The organism is Elusimicrobiota bacterium, from assembly GCA_041658405.1.
Classification (GTDB): Bacteria; Elusimicrobiota; UBA5214; order JBBAAG01; family JBBAAG01; genus JBBAAG01.
Genome location: JBBAAG010000018.1, coordinates 28,151 through 43,232 on the forward strand (window position 1 = coordinate 28,151; position 15,082 = coordinate 43,232).

A 15,082-nucleotide genomic window follows, 5' to 3' on the forward strand; every position below is an offset into this window, starting at 1 on the left:
TCCCCTGATTCTTTCCGAAAAACACTGATCTCCTGTGAATACCTTTTCAACATGCTGTTTCACCTTCTTCCATTTTCTTTAACTTCTGTTCCAACTCCTTGCGTTTTTCGTCAATCTCTTTTTTGCTCAACCCACTAGTATGAGAGATCTCACCGGGTGTAGTTTTCCCGCTAACTAAATCGCGGGCGATACATTTCAGAATGCCGGACTGGCTGTATTCAAATGTAACTTCAATACGCGCAGTTGGGACACTCTCCTGAGGCAGTCCGTTCATTTCGACTTTTAACAGTTCCTGGCATTTATCTGCAGCAACGTTATCATCGCCTTCAAGCACACGAATCATCGCGGCGGTTTGTTTTGCGTCTACCAACCTAAAACATTGTTTTAACGTAACAGGCAAGCCCGTACATTTGGGGATAATCACACAGTTTTTCTCGAAGTTGTCTTTACCCTCAAATGCGGCAACACCCAAACTATGTGTAACAATGTCCTCAAATTTTATATCTGGTGACGGCAGATATTTCCCGCTGGCGGTTTGTACTTTTCCCGTTGACTTACCGATATCAATCGCGGCTTTGATTGTAGCGCCGATTACTATCGCTTTGTCCGGGTCCACTGATTCATGTTTCACAGGTTCCTTCCCAAACATGTTTCTTAGCATCTCATGGATTTTTGGTATCCTGGAAGACCCGCCCACCGGAATTATTTTGTCCACCGCCTTGTAATCCATCCCTTGCTCTGCCATTAAACGCTCAACGACAGCTTTTGCTTTTTCAAAGATCGGGCTGCACAATTCGTTAAATTCATCTCGGGTCATGTCCTGCGAAAACTGTTTGCCCTTAGCCTCATAGATAAACAAATTGTGCGGTTTGACTGACAGTGATTCTTTTATCCTGGTAGCCCTATCTCTTAATGCCTGGATTTCCGCATTGTCTTTTACTGGATCCAAATCTACCCCGTGATTCTTTTTGAAGTTGTTCACCACATGTTGACACAAAATTCCGTCGATATCTTCCCCTCCGAGGAATTTGTCTCCCCCGCAGCCAATGACTGAAATAACACCGTTTTCGATGCGGGCCAGTGTGACATCCAACGTTCCACCGCCAAAGTCAAAGACTAGTACCGTTTGGTCGGATTCTTTGTCAATTCCGTAAGACAATAATGCTGCCACCGGTTCGCTTATCAAAGACATGACATCAAATCCCGCAATCTCACCGGCAGCTTTTGTTGCCCTACGTTCAGCTTCTGTGAAATAGTGGGGCACTGATATCACAACATCTTTAACCTGGACTTGAAGTTGCGTTTCTGCGTCTTGTTTCAGTTTCTTGAGAATCATCGCAGAAATCTCTTCCGGACGGTATTCCTTTCCACTATCGTCTTTGTAGATAGTCAAATCATTCCCCATGCTGCGCTTTACTCGCGGGATAACATGCTGGGGGTGCAGTAACGCTTCATTTTTTGCCGGACGGCCTATTACCGGAACCTTGCCGTCGCGAAATAGTACTACCGAAGGTGTCAAGTATTCGCCTTCAGCGTTTTTCAGAACTCTGACTTTACCGTCATCGTCAATGATGCCGATCAAGCTGTTGGTGGTTCCCAAATCTGTACCACAAAATGTACTGCCACTCTTACTTTTCATTGTTTTGTCCTCCATTTTCGACATATTTCTTTACTAACACTTCCGCTGGCCTCAACAATTTTTCTTTCATCTTATAACCTTTCCTTACAACTACCACCTCCTTTTCTTCGTTTATGTGTATAGTATTTTTAACCTGAATTACTTTGTGGATTGCGGGGTTGTATTTACTCTCCGATGTTAGCTCCTCTACGTCATTCTGATAAAGAATGTTTTGAACTTCCTTCGAGTAACTATCGATTTTAAAGATTAACCATTCAAGATTAGTGTCTTGCGTATCAGTAGCCTTGCTAAATAGCAGATTGGCGTCTTTGATACTTGCTTCAAGACGGTCATTTAGCAGGATTAGATCTGCGATGATGTTTGACAGTATCTTTCTGTCGACAAAGGACTCTCTATGGCCAATAAGTTTATTGCTGACGCCTTCTACGATCTCGTTCTTATACGCATCTTGAAGTATTTCTGCAATAACTTTTATCAACGAATTTTGTTCATCGCTTTTCGCCAATAAGTTTTTGATTAGCCCCAGTTGTTCGCTGTTTTGTAACATTGCCTCTTGTCCGGTTGTTGCAGGACTTTGAGAACCAACAGGAATTAGAGACACCGCATTTTTCAAGTGGTTCAACTGATCTGACAAATACAAGCCGATTAACACAAGTTCAGACGCTAATACTACTAACATCAAATACATGTACATTTCCTAACCCTCCTAAAAATATTTGCAAAATACTGAATAACTTATTTTGTGTTTTACATCCCGCAGTTGCGGGCAATTCTCGATCTTACGTTTGATTGCGGCCAAGATTGATTTAGTTTCGCAGACAAACTCAAGTACATCCAAAGAATTTGACTGTAACAAATCTTTTATCGCGTTGGTTTCAGCGTGTTTTTCGGATGTTTGTATCTCGTAGCCGATCAGTTTTCCGTCATTGTTCCTGTATGCAACGTCTATTAATTTGTCTCCAAGTTTAAGTTCAATGCTTTCTTTGGGGTTAAGGTTTATTTTTTTGCAAATTTGTTGTGCCATAAATTTGCTGACAAACCCACCCCGGCCGGGAATCGCTTTTTTGGGTAGATTTAAGTGAACATATGCCTCATCCTTGGCTTCCCATAATGTTCCATACCCTGAAACAGGATGTTCAAGGATGAATGGATAAGTGACGGTAAGTTTTTCTGAGATTGCAGCTTTTTTACTGCCGGACGTAATGTCATACCGTTTAAACCGTTCTTCTTTTGTATGGAACATATGCTCCGGCAGCATACAGTCGCGTAACAACATTTCTTCCTGTAAAGGTAATACACACTTTTGGGTAGTTGTATTTACGTTAGCATCATTGGTTGTATTTTGCGTTTTGTTTTCACTAACCGCTTGTTTTATATCGTCAATAGTTACTTGTGGTTTCCATTTTAGTTTCGTAAATACCGGATTCATGTATTGAAGTCTTTCAGTTTCTTCAAGTTTGGGATATTTCGCTCTTGAATTTTCAAATTGCGCCATGAAGCATTTCATCCACGGAAATCTAATTAATAGATGGCTAGGACCTTTCATCCTTTTAATTTCTAGGCATTCTTCGGGAGTTAAACCCATAGAATTTGATATTTCACGTATATCATTAGAATCTTCTAACCCACCAGCAATTATTTTTATTGTAGTATTCGAACCTATAGTCTTGTTTGATAGATGGGATAATAGATGCAATATGATGCAAAAGTTTATACCCTTTTCCCTGCCGGTCAATAATTTTTCAGAAAGTGAATCGATTGGTCCTTCAGGAAATAATAATTGTGAGTCGTCTAAAATATAATAAGAAACCTTAGCCATTGCCCCCCCTAAGTTCTTGGTCGAAAGAAACTAAGTATGCTAAAATAAACCTTACTGAATGTACTGGGATTTCTTGGGTTTCTATAATTACACCGTTATCTAGAATTTCTTTTATTGGCATGCTTTGACTGCATCTATATACATTTTCCATTGAATATGCTAATTTAAATAAAACTGAGAGTATTGTTTTTCTATAATCTTCTTTAGCACTGGAAAATTGATACTGATTTTGTTGAATAGCTTCAATAACGTCATATATACACGGGTAAATTGTCCCGCCCTTAAGTACCCCGTAATCAGACAACAAACTCTGAATCACGTGGAATAAGTATGGTTCAGAAAGATTAAACCAGTATATCGTCGACATTATCTCAATCAGCTTAATAACATGCGGGATTACCGGCATGCCGGGGGCGGGCTCTAGTAAATTGATACGCAGTTCACTTAATTTCAGTACCCATAAATCAAGATATTTTGCCAAATTGCGGTAATTTTTTTTTGATTCTATGATTATTGGTGATATTTTATCCCTGTGTTTTCGAAGATTCTCAACATGAACAAAAGTAAAGCTTGTTTTTCCACCATTTGATGGGCCCAAAACAACCATTGGCGAATTTGCAATTTGATTTATATTAATACGTGCTTCGGCGTTCGTCCAATCAACTTTGCCGTATACCAAATCCCCACTAAAATCTGCATCGGTAGGCGCTGAGCTTTTTAAAGGATGGGGTTCCATTGCATACTTAACTTCAGCCATCTGTACTTCCGCTTCAAGTATCTTCTTATGCTGTTCGTTTCCGGTAAGGATATAACCCAATAACACATCGCCGGATACTTCATTGTAACCTACCCTGCTTATCCTAGCAAGTAAGTCCAGCGTGTTGTTAACCGGAGTTGACGGTTGTTGCTGATACTTATTATTCTTACCTGAGTTATTCATATACTATTTCCTCAGCCTTAAAAGTTTCAACAGTTTATCTTTAAAATCCGCGGCTTTCAGTTCGGCGCAACAATCTTCGCAATAATTGGTCCCGTTGAATGATTTGGCGACGCAGCTGATACAGTAGTACTGATGACATTTCGGGCAAATTGTCATCGATTGAAGGATTATTGGGCCGTGAACAATACAGTATCCGGTCTTGTCTTGAGATTCAGCCACCATGCCGTCGGCGAATCTCTTCTTCACGGTTATCCGTTTGGTCACAAGGCCAAGTTTGGGGTCACGCCCGGTGATAACAATATTTTCGTAGGTTAAATTATCTCCGGGCTCGGCATCCTCAATGATAACTACTTCGCTTTCCACCGAGAGTGATTGCAAACCAAGTTTTTGGATGATTAGGTCTAACTGGTCTTTGGTCATATTTACCTCCACCATGATCCGCTGAAAATTGTCCGGTCTGCGAGATCCTTAAGATTTACAACGACATTCCATACGAAATACACGAAGAACGCGCTGACTATTAGAGCTGCTATTGACATCATAAACAGTGAGACGATATCTATAACCTGCTTCACGGTTTTTAGGATGTTGCCTTCTTTTCTCATCTGTTATCCGGTGCTCCTTCTTTTTGTTCATTTTCAACCGCGGGACTTTCCACAACGGGGTCTGGCATCTTTTCAATATCCAGTGACCCAGCTACCTTATATTGGTTCAATTTCTTCAGGATCTTTTTTATAACATCTGTAGTAGCATGTATTTTTACTTTATACATCTCTACTACTATGAATGTGTTTTTTTCGATGACTGCTGCTTCAGCTTGCATCTGCTCGGATATTGCCGATGTTGTAGTATCGGAAGATTGTTCCTGTTCTTTTTTGTGTTTTCTTAGCTTCTCATCTCTATTCCAACTTGTTACTAGTGCAGCTACACTCTCTGTTGTATTAAGTTTATTTTTAATTATTTCATTCGCTAGTTCAAGCTCGCGGGCTTTGTTTTTCAACCGTGCAAATTCACGGTATGCGCGACTAGGTACTTCACCGTAGTGAAGTATTTGAATCGCTTCTGGATTTATTGATGCCACACTTATCATTTCAGACATATATGTTTCGACAACCCCGACAACTATTGATAATTTTCTCTGGTTAAAATCTGTTTGTTCTAGTAATGATTTATATAATCTGGCTCTATCAAGTATGTCCCAATTTTTACGTTGCGCATCCAACTTTGCTTGTAAGATTGCTATCTCAACACGAGATAAATCTTCCCTGATATCTAACATCGATTTCGGTATTTCTGTTATTCCAGCTTCAGTTAATGCACGCCATCTTCTTTCACCGTCAATTATTTCAAACTTCCCGTCTTTTCTGCGAAATACGATGATTGGGACTTCTATACACTTGTTTTGTTTAACAGATTCTTCAAGAAGCTTTATTTCTTTTACATTATCATCACTACGCAAATCGGTTCTGGGGTTATTTTTGCTCGGTACAATATCTTTAAGTGGAACCATTTCAACCATGATATCAACTACCGAGGTAATCTTTGTTTCTTTTAAGACGGTTTTGTTTACTTTTATTACATTTGCTTTTGTCGGTTTTCTATTCACATTTTTTTTGTTCTTCATCAGACTAAATCTCCTTTTGTTTCAGTTGTTGAACTCGTTCTATTTCCCTAGGTTCAACACGTTACACTCTTATCCCAACTCTTGATTGTTTGCATCACCGCAGTAATGTCTGACGTTCCCGCTACTCCGCGGATTTGAATAAACCGGCCTTGAAACCTTCGAAAATGCCGTAACCCCATGTTGAAATTCGATTTACCTAACAGAACCCATCTGTCGGTATAGACAATGTTCGCACCGGGGTGCCCGGTCAGTATACTGGCCTCCAACTGTTTTACCAGTTCCTGGATATCACGGGCAGACTTGTCTGCCCGTAAAACCCATATCCGACTGAAATTCACCGGACCACTGTTTTTAACTACTTTTTTCATTACTTATCACCTCCCTTCTTTTACAGTGATGATTATTTCTCTAAAAGGCAATCGAAGCCTGTGTTAAAATAATCAAAAGCCAAACCGAATTCTAAATAGCAACGTTCACAAAAAAAACATTTTGAACAACTAAAATCCTCAAACGACCTGGCAAACTCCGGATCAATATACGCATTCTTCATTATTGCGTCGTAAATCTTTCTATTTCTTTTTATTATTGAATCGATGTCATTTTTTTGTTTCATACTTACTCCTTATTTTTCTCCTGTCTACTTAACATCATAATCACATAATTGACTATTCCGACTGCAACGGATTGCATAATCCATCCGTTGCAGTTTACTAACGCTAAATATTTTGTTTTATCAAACAAAATCTGATTCCGGATTTGACAAAATATTTGACATTTTGATTTTTTGTTTCGTGCGTGACAATATACCAATACCGATTCTTATTTCTAATCCCAAGTTTCATTCTTAATCGGGTAATACCTGAAGAAACTGTATTTCTATAAACGTTGTACTTTGTACTCAAACTATCTATTGAGACTCCGGTAGTATGGTTTTCAACTATATCCACCAGATAACTTCTTAATGTTTTTCCAAGTTTTATTTCACCGTGGTGAAATTCTGATTCAATTACTTTGGAGCACGGGATATCGTTTTCGATCCATAAGTCAACTTTGGACAAGTTTGCCACACGAAAACGATAAAGTTCAGAATATTCCATAATATTCTTTGGCAATATGTTACTGATAACTATATACTTACGATTAACAATAGGAATACTTACGCTGGGGTTCTTTGAACTGGAGATTAATGCAATAATTAGATCCAATTTTTTGTTGATAATTGCGATATCCTGCGAGTGATCTGTTCGCGGCTCCACTTCTTTGCTTATTTGATACTGAATACTGTTTTGTTCTACAATCATAACAATCCGCTTTTTATGTGCTTACACTACCCGAAAAAAAATGGGCTGGATAGAGTTAGCCCCGTCATCATGGGAAACTAAAACTACACAGCCCATTACTACATAAGCACGTTATGTAGTGTAAGCGAAATATTTTGTCAGTTAATGATCAAAAAGATGATAAAAGTCCATTGCACTTCTGTCATGGAGTAGATCCAATTCTTGAATAATTTCATCAAAATATATAGCGAATTTGTATCTAATTGTTTCTAAGTTGAGTGGCATAAAAGCAGCTAAAAAGGATTTAAATATATCGAATTCTTCTGGTAATATATTTTTATTCATATATTGTTGAATCATATTGATATATTTTTGAACTAGAGAATTATAAACCTCTATACTCGCACAAGCTAATACCGTCTTTTTAGTCAAAGGTTTTGCTTCATCATTTATAATAATATTATAAATCTTTTCTGCTTCTGAGAAGTCATTATGTTTTTTATAATTTATGAACATAATATAAGGTAATAAGTTTATATATCTATTAAAAGAAATATCTTCAAGTCCGCGTAAGAATGGTTTAATGTATAAACTGTATGTATTTTTCTTAATGTATTCCAAAGCTTCTTCATCACTTCTTATAGATTCTGGCAAGTTACCTATAGAAGGTGTGTGTATGAATTTACCATCACATTCAACATTATGCGCCTTACAATTTTTACAAACCCAAACTAACACAACTCCAGCCTCATTGTTACATTGCATGTATTTTTTATCTAACTCTTTACAATTACAAACTGAACAATGTTCAGGAGATATAAGGTGTTGCTCTTCTTCAATAATGAATGGTTTCTTGTCACTTTTTATGCAAAATGAACTGTAGTAAATAGCCGCATATTTATCAGAATTCATAATAGTGCAAAAGTGTTTAGGGTGAATAACTTGATGATTCCCTCTGTAATTGTCCCGATTGCCGCACCAAGGACAATATTTATTTTGATTATAACTAGACATAACATAATCCGCATTTAATTCATCTGTTTCAAGGAGCCTGTATCCTAGTTTTCCGATATCAACAAGCTTATAACTTTTTTTAAGCAGTCGGGTTTTCTTTGAACGGAAAATCTCCTTCACTTTTCTACCCATAAATTACTTCCTTTTTCCCAAAACTAAAATAGCCGAATAACTAAACGGAAACCATTATCCATTTCCACTTAATTATCCGGCCATTACCCTTTGGTGTAGACGGTATAACTATCCAAATATTCATTCCTGTTCATATTAATAGCCAAGAAGTATAGTTTTGTCAAGCAGTTATTTGTTAAATCAAAGTACGCGACAATTACCGACGAGATGAAAAATTATTCACAAGGTGAGCAAGAACATGTTTACATAATAAACATAAAATTAAAAAAGATTAGGCGTTATTCTCGTACCTATTCTTAAGTATGATTCCGTTTAGCTCAGGCACTAAAAAGAATAAAAGTTCCCTACATTGCAGTTTGCCCGCGCATTAGCGGTTTGCCTACAATTCCGGGACGCGATGCTACGCTCGCGCCTGCGGACATTTAATCTTTTTCTCTATCGAGCCGTGCCTTCGCTTGTCTGACTTTTATATTTATTATGACCCTATGTAGGTAGGGTCGGCAAAAAGTCAGACTCAAACGAGGTAAACAAAAAATGGATACAAATGAAAAACAAAAACTTGAAGATGAACTTAAAACCTTTACGGGTACTGAACATTATTTCAGGAATTTTACCGGTTTGATATTTACTGACGGGATTCAGTACCTGGCGGAAAAGACTGGCGCGCATTGGCTTATAGACTTAATTGGGAGCTATCAGTATAAACTTAAAAATATCCCTTTTCAGCTGTGGACAATAAAAGTCAATGATGACAAAACCGCTGAGGTCATATGCAAAGAAGACACACACACGCCGATCATAGTTAAGCAGAAACTCGAATATACAGATTTTCCACTCAAAAATTTTGAGTGTTACTGTATAGACGGGATACTTTTGCTTACAACAGAAAACTAAAACAAAATGAGGTAAACAAAAAAAATGAAAAACAAATATACATTGAAAGAATTTATAACAAAAACCCGGCCTGATGGGAAAGGGTACATCATGCTGGATGGTGAGCTTATAGCGGAGTTTACGGAAGTCGTTTGCGACAGCTGTAACGCCGAAATAACTCAGCCGGAAAACGAGCCCGACAAAAAAGTGGTCTTCATGCCTGATGAGTATCACGCCTGGTGCGAAGACTGCTTTTCAAAATACGGAGGTGAGGAAGATGGGACAGTATTTTAAGCTGGTTAATTTAGACAAGAAAGAGCAAGTTATAACTTGGAATTTGAAGCTGAAAGAAACCGATTTCTTTGGTGCAAAGTTCCTTGAGATATACGGAAGTGACGGAGGATTTAAAGACTGCCTTGTTTGGCTTTTAAGGAAGTCCGACGAAGGCGGCGGCGGAGACGTTGACAGCGATAAATATAAATGGTTGGGCAGGTGGGCCGGGGACAGGATTGTTTTAATCGGTGACTATGACAGCAGCGACTTATACAGCGACAGTGAAAAGTTTGCGGACATCAGCAAAGAAGTTTGGCAAGAATGCCAGGAGGACATAAAATGAATATAAATAAAACGCGGGATGGAGTAATTGAAACGCCTACGGTTATACAGGTTTCGTATTGTGCGAAACTTTGTTTTGACGCAGGATTAAGTTATGAGTATTCCATGAAAAGAATACAGCATCTTACGAAAAGAGAGTGCAGTATTTTGATTGCAAAACTAAAAAAGGGGGCGGGTATGTTTGATGTTTTTGACTTTTTTCAAAAAACCTGCGCTGAAATCCTGGCTCAAGGAGGTGAGCTGTTATAAAATGGTAGACAATATTTTGAAAGATCTGAACGGTCCGACTGAATGGGCTTTTGAGGATATCAAGCGATATTTTCAAGCGCTGCAAACAGTGCGATATACTGAAGCATCGGTCGGGCCTGTTGAGATAAACAATTTCTTGGCTAAAGAAATACAAGAGGAGGGAAGTTTCTGGGGCGATGGTTTGATAACACCGAAAGGGACTACGTTTATTACGGGGTCTGCTAAGATCGGAAAATCGACTTTTGCATTGAATCTGGCTTTATCGCTGGCTATGGGAAAAGATTTTTTAGGGTTTAGAATACCTGGTCCGAAAAAGGTTTTGTTCCTACAGCAGGAGATAAGCGAATTCCATTTGCAGAAAAGGTTGAAGCGGATGAGCAAAGGCCTGAAGATTCCGGAAAATAGGCTTTACTGTATGACCTGTAATTTCAAGTTAGACATGCATGCAGATATCATGGAGCTGAAAAAGTACATCGCACAAATAAAGCCGGATGTTGTTGTTTTTGACCCGATGTATAAGTTTTTCCTGACACTTGATGAAAATTCGTCTAAGGAAATAAAACTTTTGCTGAACGAATTCGACAAGCTGACGCGTGAGTTCGGGATTGCTTTGGTGATTATACATCATCATAAGAAATCGAATGGCACTGAAAAGTATAGTCCGGGCATGATAAGGGGTTCAAGCACTTTGTTTGATTACGGCAGCAGTTACGTAATATTGAATAAGTCCGGGCAATTCAGTAATCATTTAAGGGTAGATTTCGAGCTGCGAAACGCGGAGAATCCAGGGAACGTATTTATAAACATGACGGATGCACTCTGGTTTAAAGTTTGCAGCGGTTGAGTTTTGAAGCGGGAAAGAATATAGAACTCTGTTTTAGTGGTAACAGTCTTTTTCTAGTTTTTTCTTCGACTTTTTTTATATCTAAAGGTTTGTTGGGTTTTAGTGAGTTATATACTTGCCCTCGGATGCTGAGAACGGAATGAAATGACTTCCAGCAGCCAGAGTGGAAAGTGATGTCCCCCACGACCTCAGCGACACATCTTGTCGTCCATGAGGCCGGATGCGAATGAGACGACAAGACTGTCCATTTGCATACCGGTCAAATGAGACTGCCCGCAAGGGTGTGTCCTGCGAGCGGAGTGGGGCTATAATGCCGAGCCCCCGCAGGGGCGAGGCTATGGCTAATGCTAACGTTGGGCGTTTTGTTTTAGCTGATTTTTGTATCAAGAATTAATAACGATAGATTTATAAAGTTATATCGTGTTAATTTTGTATGAGGAGTAGAGTATATTGCCACAGTCAGCTCGCAATTTCTCCGCTCTGATATCACGAGGTTACCGCTCTGTGATATCGAGGTTGAAATTGTAGAGGACTGTGGTTATTTATTGTCATTCAGGATTGTCTCCCCCCTATTTAAGGCTTTCGTTCTGATGAAGCGAAACCCATAAATGGGTACCCTCCGACATGTTTTAAGAATGACAATTATGCGTGCCCGTTATGGGTATACTAAAGGCTGCCGCCTTTATTTTTTTTGTTTTGGGGCACGGACGTGCGACGACGGACGGGGTCCCGTGCACTATGCGTATATTTTATATTGGCACGGGACACGACGACGGAATGTTGAGGATATTTGTTTGATTGATGTGGTTGGTTGATTGGGTTGATTTGGTTGAATTGATTGGTTGAGTTGGCTGATTTGGTTGATATGGTTGTTTGGGTTGAATTGGTTGGTTGATGTGGTTTTCTTGGTTGAGTTGGTTGACTTGGTTTATTGGTTTGATTTGGTTGGTTGATGTGGTTTTCTTGGTTGAGTTGGTTGACTTGGTTTATTGGTTTGATTTGGTTGGTTGATGTGGTTGATTTGATTGATTGGTTTCTATAGGGGGATGGGGGGAATGAGACGTGGAAATGGAAATGGAAATGGGTAAAACCGTAACATTTATATACTAACTGATATCACAGCTGTCCGCTAAAACTTTAGGTTCAAAAGCAGCTGTTGATCAGTGTTTTTGACCTTAGTTAACATTTTATCATTTAAGTTGAGTAAATCAATCAGATTAATGCGTTCCATAAGAGTGGTACGTATCATTTTGTGAAGGTAAAACAACGAATATTTGTACTTAGACTGGTATTTGATGTAAGTGAGAAGCAGGTAATAACACATAGCAGTCCAAATTTGGGTAAGTACCGCGTTTTTTGAAGTACCGAAGAACGTTTTAATTTTAAGGTTTTGTTTGAGCCACTTGAAAAACACTTCAATCTGCCACCTGGCTTTGTATATTTGAGCAATCGTAAAAGCCGCCAGCTTAAAATTGTTAGTCAAAAAAGTGAGAGATTTACCGGTTTCCGGATCAATGTACCAAATTAGCCGCAAGGTTTGGGGATAATCCTGTTTTTGGTAAAATCCGTTTAAAGTAATAGTAGTGTCCGAGCTGACATTTTTATTAATAACCGCCTGCTGTCCGGTAATGGTGTAAATGAGGTGGTCCTTAGCCCGGGTCACAAAGAAGGCCTGGCGCTGGGTTATCGAATACAACCACTGGAAATCGATGTAGGCTTTGTCCATACATGTAGATGCTGTCCGGCGTAATGTCAAAACAAGAGCGAGCCACAGTAATTTCGTGTTGTTTAGCATCAGTTACCACTAAGAATTCCGGGATTTGTCCGTTATGTTGTAAGCGGCAATGTAATTTAATGGCGCCTTTAGTGGTACGGAACTTAGCCCAGGAAAAAGTGGCTAAGCACAAATCAATTACAGTGGCATCTAAAATATATAACGGGTTCTTAAACTTGAATTTACGTTTAGAAGTTATATCTTTACAGCGAGCGAGTATGGCATAGAACATATTTTCCACCAGGCGCTAATTCCGGTTGGAATTGGCGTCCGCCAGGGTGGACCGTTTTACGGGTTTAAGGCCTAAGTGGTAGAGTTTGGGATATTGTGTACTCAACGCGGTTTCTAGATCGCGCAAGCTGTCTTTCCCGCTGGCTTGGGCGTAGAGCATGGCAGTAAACTGGTGCCAGCAGGTAAAATGCTTGACGTAGCGGTTGTTTTTACGGCTGGTTTCCAGTTTCTCAAATTGATGTCGAGGCACTACGCTTTGCAATTGATGCAAAATTGTGTTACAATGCATTTTACTAGTCCTCCATAGGTAAGTTATGTTTTGGTCAACACAATTTTACACTATTGGGGGATTAGTTTTTAATTTTTTAGCGGACAGGTGTGAATGGATATATCTAATAGGTATACCGCTAAAACGGAGGTGAATACTTATGGTAGGTCCTGAAAAAATTGTTAAGGTAGGAGCAGTACAGGCAAGTGTGTTTTCTAACCAAGTTGTCAGAAACGGCCAAACAATTAATGCGCCGAAAGTGATGATACAAGTAAGATACAAGAAGAATGATAAAGAATGGGCTGGCACGAATTCTTTGGGTTTGAACGATATCCCCAAAGCAATATTGGCATTAGAAAAAGCATTTGAATATTTGACACTAAAACCGGAAACAGTTAAAGAAAATGTTGAGAATCAAGATAGCATCAGTTTCAGTAAAGTTTGAGAAATATTCTGCTAAAAAAGGGCGGTTTTATAGACACCGCCCATGTCTTTTTTAGTTTGAAACACGCACTTAATATTCTTCCGCGAGGAGGATTGTTAAAACAAGTTGAAGACCCTCTGCACCCGCGTAGTCATCGATCTTCCAAAATATTTTGACACCGTTGTGTTCAAATGATCCAAAGTCGTGTTCTTTCCAAGGGTCATTGTCTGTCGTAAAATTATTAAACGTTTTCACTTTTGCCATTATTTTCGCGACATCGTCGTCGTTGAACTTGTCATATATCCCGCGGGTCAACAATAATGCGTTGGGTTTGGATATACATGGGATACTGGCACGCAACAAATCGTTTCTTTCAGCTATATTCATACTTTAGCTCCTTTCTTATTAAGATTTACGACCACATTATTGTCATCGCCTAAACATTTCGAACAAATACCGGCATAGATTGTGCCGGGCTTAATTGTTTTTTCTTGAACATTGCCTTCCTTGTCTTTTATCTTCACGATTCCTACTTCCAAAACAGCTGCAAATTTTCCGCATTCCCTGCATTTAGCCAACGCCATTTTATCCGCCGGCATGTCAGTATTCAGAGGAAGGTTATTTCCGCCGCACTTGTCACAAATGACAGGATATTCCATTTTATCAAAAGAGTTTTTTAGCCTCCTGTCTAAAAGAATTGCACCGCCCCCGCAGCCTATGCATTTTGTCATAGCTACAAAATTATTTTCACACATACATTACCTCCTGAAATAATAAAAACGGGGCTTGAGTTATCAAACCCCGTTTACTATTGGTTCGTTTCCGCTTCCGTATTTTATACTGTTATCTCAACTTGAATTTCAGAATCTTCGCCCTGTTTCTCTTCAACAGGAACTGAAACAGGAACGGGTTCTGGTAGGGGATCGGCAATGTTCGTTGATTCGGGAGTTGTTTCATCCTGCACTGTTTCGTTGATGGGAGTTGCAACTACTTTTTGTTTTTCTTGTTCACAGAATTCCGAATATGGCACAATCGAATCGTCCCTTCTAATTGGCATTATCACAAATAGCCCCTCACTTGCATTATCCCCTTCAAGCACTACCGGTTGTATACTATCTACAAACTTTAACTTAACCTTGTCGCTATTGATGAGTTTCAATGCATCAAGCATATACTCCGGATTTATCGAGAGCCCAAACACTTCATCAGCGCCCTCAATTACATAAGGCAAATTGGCATAATATTTGCTCTGTTGCGAATCGCCATCCGTATAAATATCCAGCTTCTTTTCATTGTTACCGTTGCAATATAAAATTACCGCAGGATATTTGGGATCCGTGTAATTCAGTGATTCAG

Annotated in this window: 22 protein-coding genes; 7 read left to right on the forward strand and 15 right to left on the reverse strand. The window is 39.2% G+C overall.

The annotated features are described in order from the left end of the window. Positions 1 to 46 precede the first annotated feature (46 nt). The 10 genes from WC955_05040 to WC955_05085 form a co-directional block, all read right to left on the reverse strand. Positions 47 to 1,663: an Hsp70 family protein gene (locus WC955_05040; protein ID MFA5858411.1), complete on the reverse strand. Its 1,617-nt coding sequence runs from the start codon at positions 1,661 to 1,663 to the stop codon at positions 47 to 49. Next, positions 1,629 to 2,333: a nucleotide exchange factor GrpE gene (gene grpE, locus WC955_05045; protein ID MFA5858412.1), complete on the reverse strand. Its 705-nt coding sequence runs from the start codon at positions 2,331 to 2,333 to the stop codon at positions 1,629 to 1,631. Before grpE ends, WC955_05040 begins: the two co-directional genes overlap by 35 nt. Positions 2,334 to 2,345: 12 nt before the next feature. Further along, positions 2,346 to 3,458: a hypothetical protein gene (locus WC955_05050; protein ID MFA5858413.1), complete on the reverse strand. Its 1,113-nt coding sequence runs from the start codon at positions 3,456 to 3,458 to the stop codon at positions 2,346 to 2,348. Next, on the reverse strand, positions 3,451 to 4,398 hold the full coding sequence (locus WC955_05055) for a hypothetical protein (protein MFA5858414.1): 948 nt from the start codon (positions 4,396 to 4,398) through the stop codon (positions 3,451 to 3,453). Before WC955_05055 ends, WC955_05050 begins: the two co-directional genes overlap by 8 nt. 3 nt (positions 4,399 to 4,401) lie before the next feature. Beyond that, on the reverse strand, positions 4,402 to 4,818 hold the full coding sequence (locus tag WC955_05060) for a hypothetical protein (protein ID MFA5858415.1): 417 nt from the start codon (positions 4,816 to 4,818) through the stop codon (positions 4,402 to 4,404). Positions 4,819 to 4,820: 2 nt separating this feature from the next. Then, positions 4,821 to 5,003 carry a hypothetical protein gene (locus WC955_05065; GenBank protein ID MFA5858416.1) on the reverse strand — a complete coding sequence of 61 codons (183 nt, stop codon included), beginning with the start codon at positions 5,001 to 5,003 and terminating at the stop codon, positions 4,821 to 4,823. Beyond that, positions 5,000 to 6,022: a ParB/RepB/Spo0J family partition protein gene (locus tag WC955_05070; GenBank protein ID MFA5858417.1), complete on the reverse strand. Its 1,023-nt coding sequence runs from the start codon at positions 6,020 to 6,022 to the stop codon at positions 5,000 to 5,002. The genes WC955_05065 and WC955_05070 overlap by 4 nt, the downstream gene beginning before the upstream one ends. A gap of 53 nt (positions 6,023 to 6,075) precedes the next feature. Next, positions 6,076 to 6,390 (reverse strand): hypothetical protein, encoded by a 315-nt coding sequence (locus WC955_05075; GenBank protein MFA5858418.1) that lies wholly within the window; start codon positions 6,388 to 6,390, stop codon positions 6,076 to 6,078. A gap of 348 nt (positions 6,391 to 6,738) precedes the next feature. Further along, positions 6,739 to 7,323 carry a hypothetical protein gene (locus WC955_05080; GenBank protein ID MFA5858419.1) on the reverse strand — a complete coding sequence of 195 codons (585 nt, stop codon included), beginning with the start codon at positions 7,321 to 7,323 and terminating at the stop codon, positions 6,739 to 6,741. A 141-nt stretch (positions 7,324 to 7,464) separates the two neighbouring features. Continuing rightward, entirely contained in the window at positions 7,465 to 8,448 is a 984-nt protein-coding gene (locus WC955_05085; protein ID MFA5858420.1) for a hypothetical protein, read from the reverse strand. 534 nt (positions 8,449 to 8,982) lie between these two features. Here WC955_05085 and WC955_05090 point away from each other — a divergent pair. From WC955_05090 to WC955_05115, 6 genes are all read left to right on the forward strand, one after another. After that, positions 8,983 to 9,342, forward strand: a complete 360-nt coding sequence (locus WC955_05090) for a DUF6876 family protein (protein ID MFA5858421.1) — start codon at positions 8,983 to 8,985, stop codon at positions 9,340 to 9,342. 24 nt (positions 9,343 to 9,366) lie between these two features. After that, positions 9,367 to 9,615, forward strand: coding sequence for a hypothetical protein (locus WC955_05095; protein ID MFA5858422.1), 249 nt, complete (start codon positions 9,367 to 9,369; stop codon positions 9,613 to 9,615). Further along, complete coding sequence (locus tag WC955_05100) at positions 9,599 to 9,937, forward strand: hypothetical protein (GenBank protein MFA5858423.1); 339 nt, start codon at positions 9,599 to 9,601, stop codon at positions 9,935 to 9,937. Before WC955_05095 ends, WC955_05100 begins: the two co-directional genes overlap by 17 nt. Then, positions 9,934 to 10,185 (forward strand): hypothetical protein, encoded by a 252-nt coding sequence (locus tag WC955_05105; GenBank protein ID MFA5858424.1) that lies wholly within the window; start codon positions 9,934 to 9,936, stop codon positions 10,183 to 10,185. Before WC955_05100 ends, WC955_05105 begins: the two co-directional genes overlap by 4 nt. A 1-nt stretch (position 10,186) precedes the next feature. Further along, on the forward strand, positions 10,187 to 11,029 hold the full coding sequence (locus WC955_05110; protein MFA5858425.1) for an AAA family ATPase: 843 nt from the start codon (positions 10,187 to 10,189) through the stop codon (positions 11,027 to 11,029). A 226-nt stretch (positions 11,030 to 11,255) separates the two neighbouring features. Next, positions 11,256 to 11,423, forward strand: coding sequence for a hypothetical protein (locus WC955_05115; protein MFA5858426.1), 168 nt, complete (start codon positions 11,256 to 11,258; stop codon positions 11,421 to 11,423). 735 nt (positions 11,424 to 12,158) lie between these two features. On the opposite strand, the gene WC955_05120 is transcribed toward WC955_05115, so the two are convergent. After that, positions 12,159 to 12,824, reverse strand: coding sequence for an IS4 family transposase (locus WC955_05120; protein ID MFA5858427.1), 666 nt, complete (start codon positions 12,822 to 12,824; stop codon positions 12,159 to 12,161). Between the two features lie 226 nt (positions 12,825 to 13,050). Next, positions 13,051 to 13,323: a DUF4372 domain-containing protein gene (locus tag WC955_05125; protein ID MFA5858428.1), complete on the reverse strand. Its 273-nt coding sequence runs from the start codon at positions 13,321 to 13,323 to the stop codon at positions 13,051 to 13,053. A 139-nt stretch (positions 13,324 to 13,462) separates the two neighbouring features. On the opposite strand from WC955_05125, the gene WC955_05130 reads away from it, so the two are divergent. Continuing rightward, on the forward strand, positions 13,463 to 13,747 hold the full coding sequence (locus tag WC955_05130; GenBank protein ID MFA5858429.1) for a hypothetical protein: 285 nt from the start codon (positions 13,463 to 13,465) through the stop codon (positions 13,745 to 13,747). 69 nt (positions 13,748 to 13,816) lie between these two features. Here the strand turns inward: WC955_05130 and WC955_05135 are convergent, their stop codons facing one another. From WC955_05135 to WC955_05145, 3 genes are all read right to left on the reverse strand, one after another. Continuing rightward, a complete protein-coding gene (locus WC955_05135) occupies positions 13,817 to 14,113 on the reverse strand; it encodes a DUF3768 domain-containing protein (GenBank protein MFA5858430.1) in 297 nt (98 codons plus the stop codon). Then, positions 14,110 to 14,481 carry a hypothetical protein gene (locus WC955_05140; GenBank protein ID MFA5858431.1) on the reverse strand — a complete coding sequence of 124 codons (372 nt, stop codon included), beginning with the start codon at positions 14,479 to 14,481 and terminating at the stop codon, positions 14,110 to 14,112. The genes WC955_05135 and WC955_05140 overlap by 4 nt, the downstream gene beginning before the upstream one ends. Before the next feature lie 80 nt (positions 14,482 to 14,561). Next, positions 14,562 to 15,082 (reverse strand): hypothetical protein (locus WC955_05145; protein MFA5858432.1); only part of this gene is annotated, 521 nt, incomplete at its 5' end.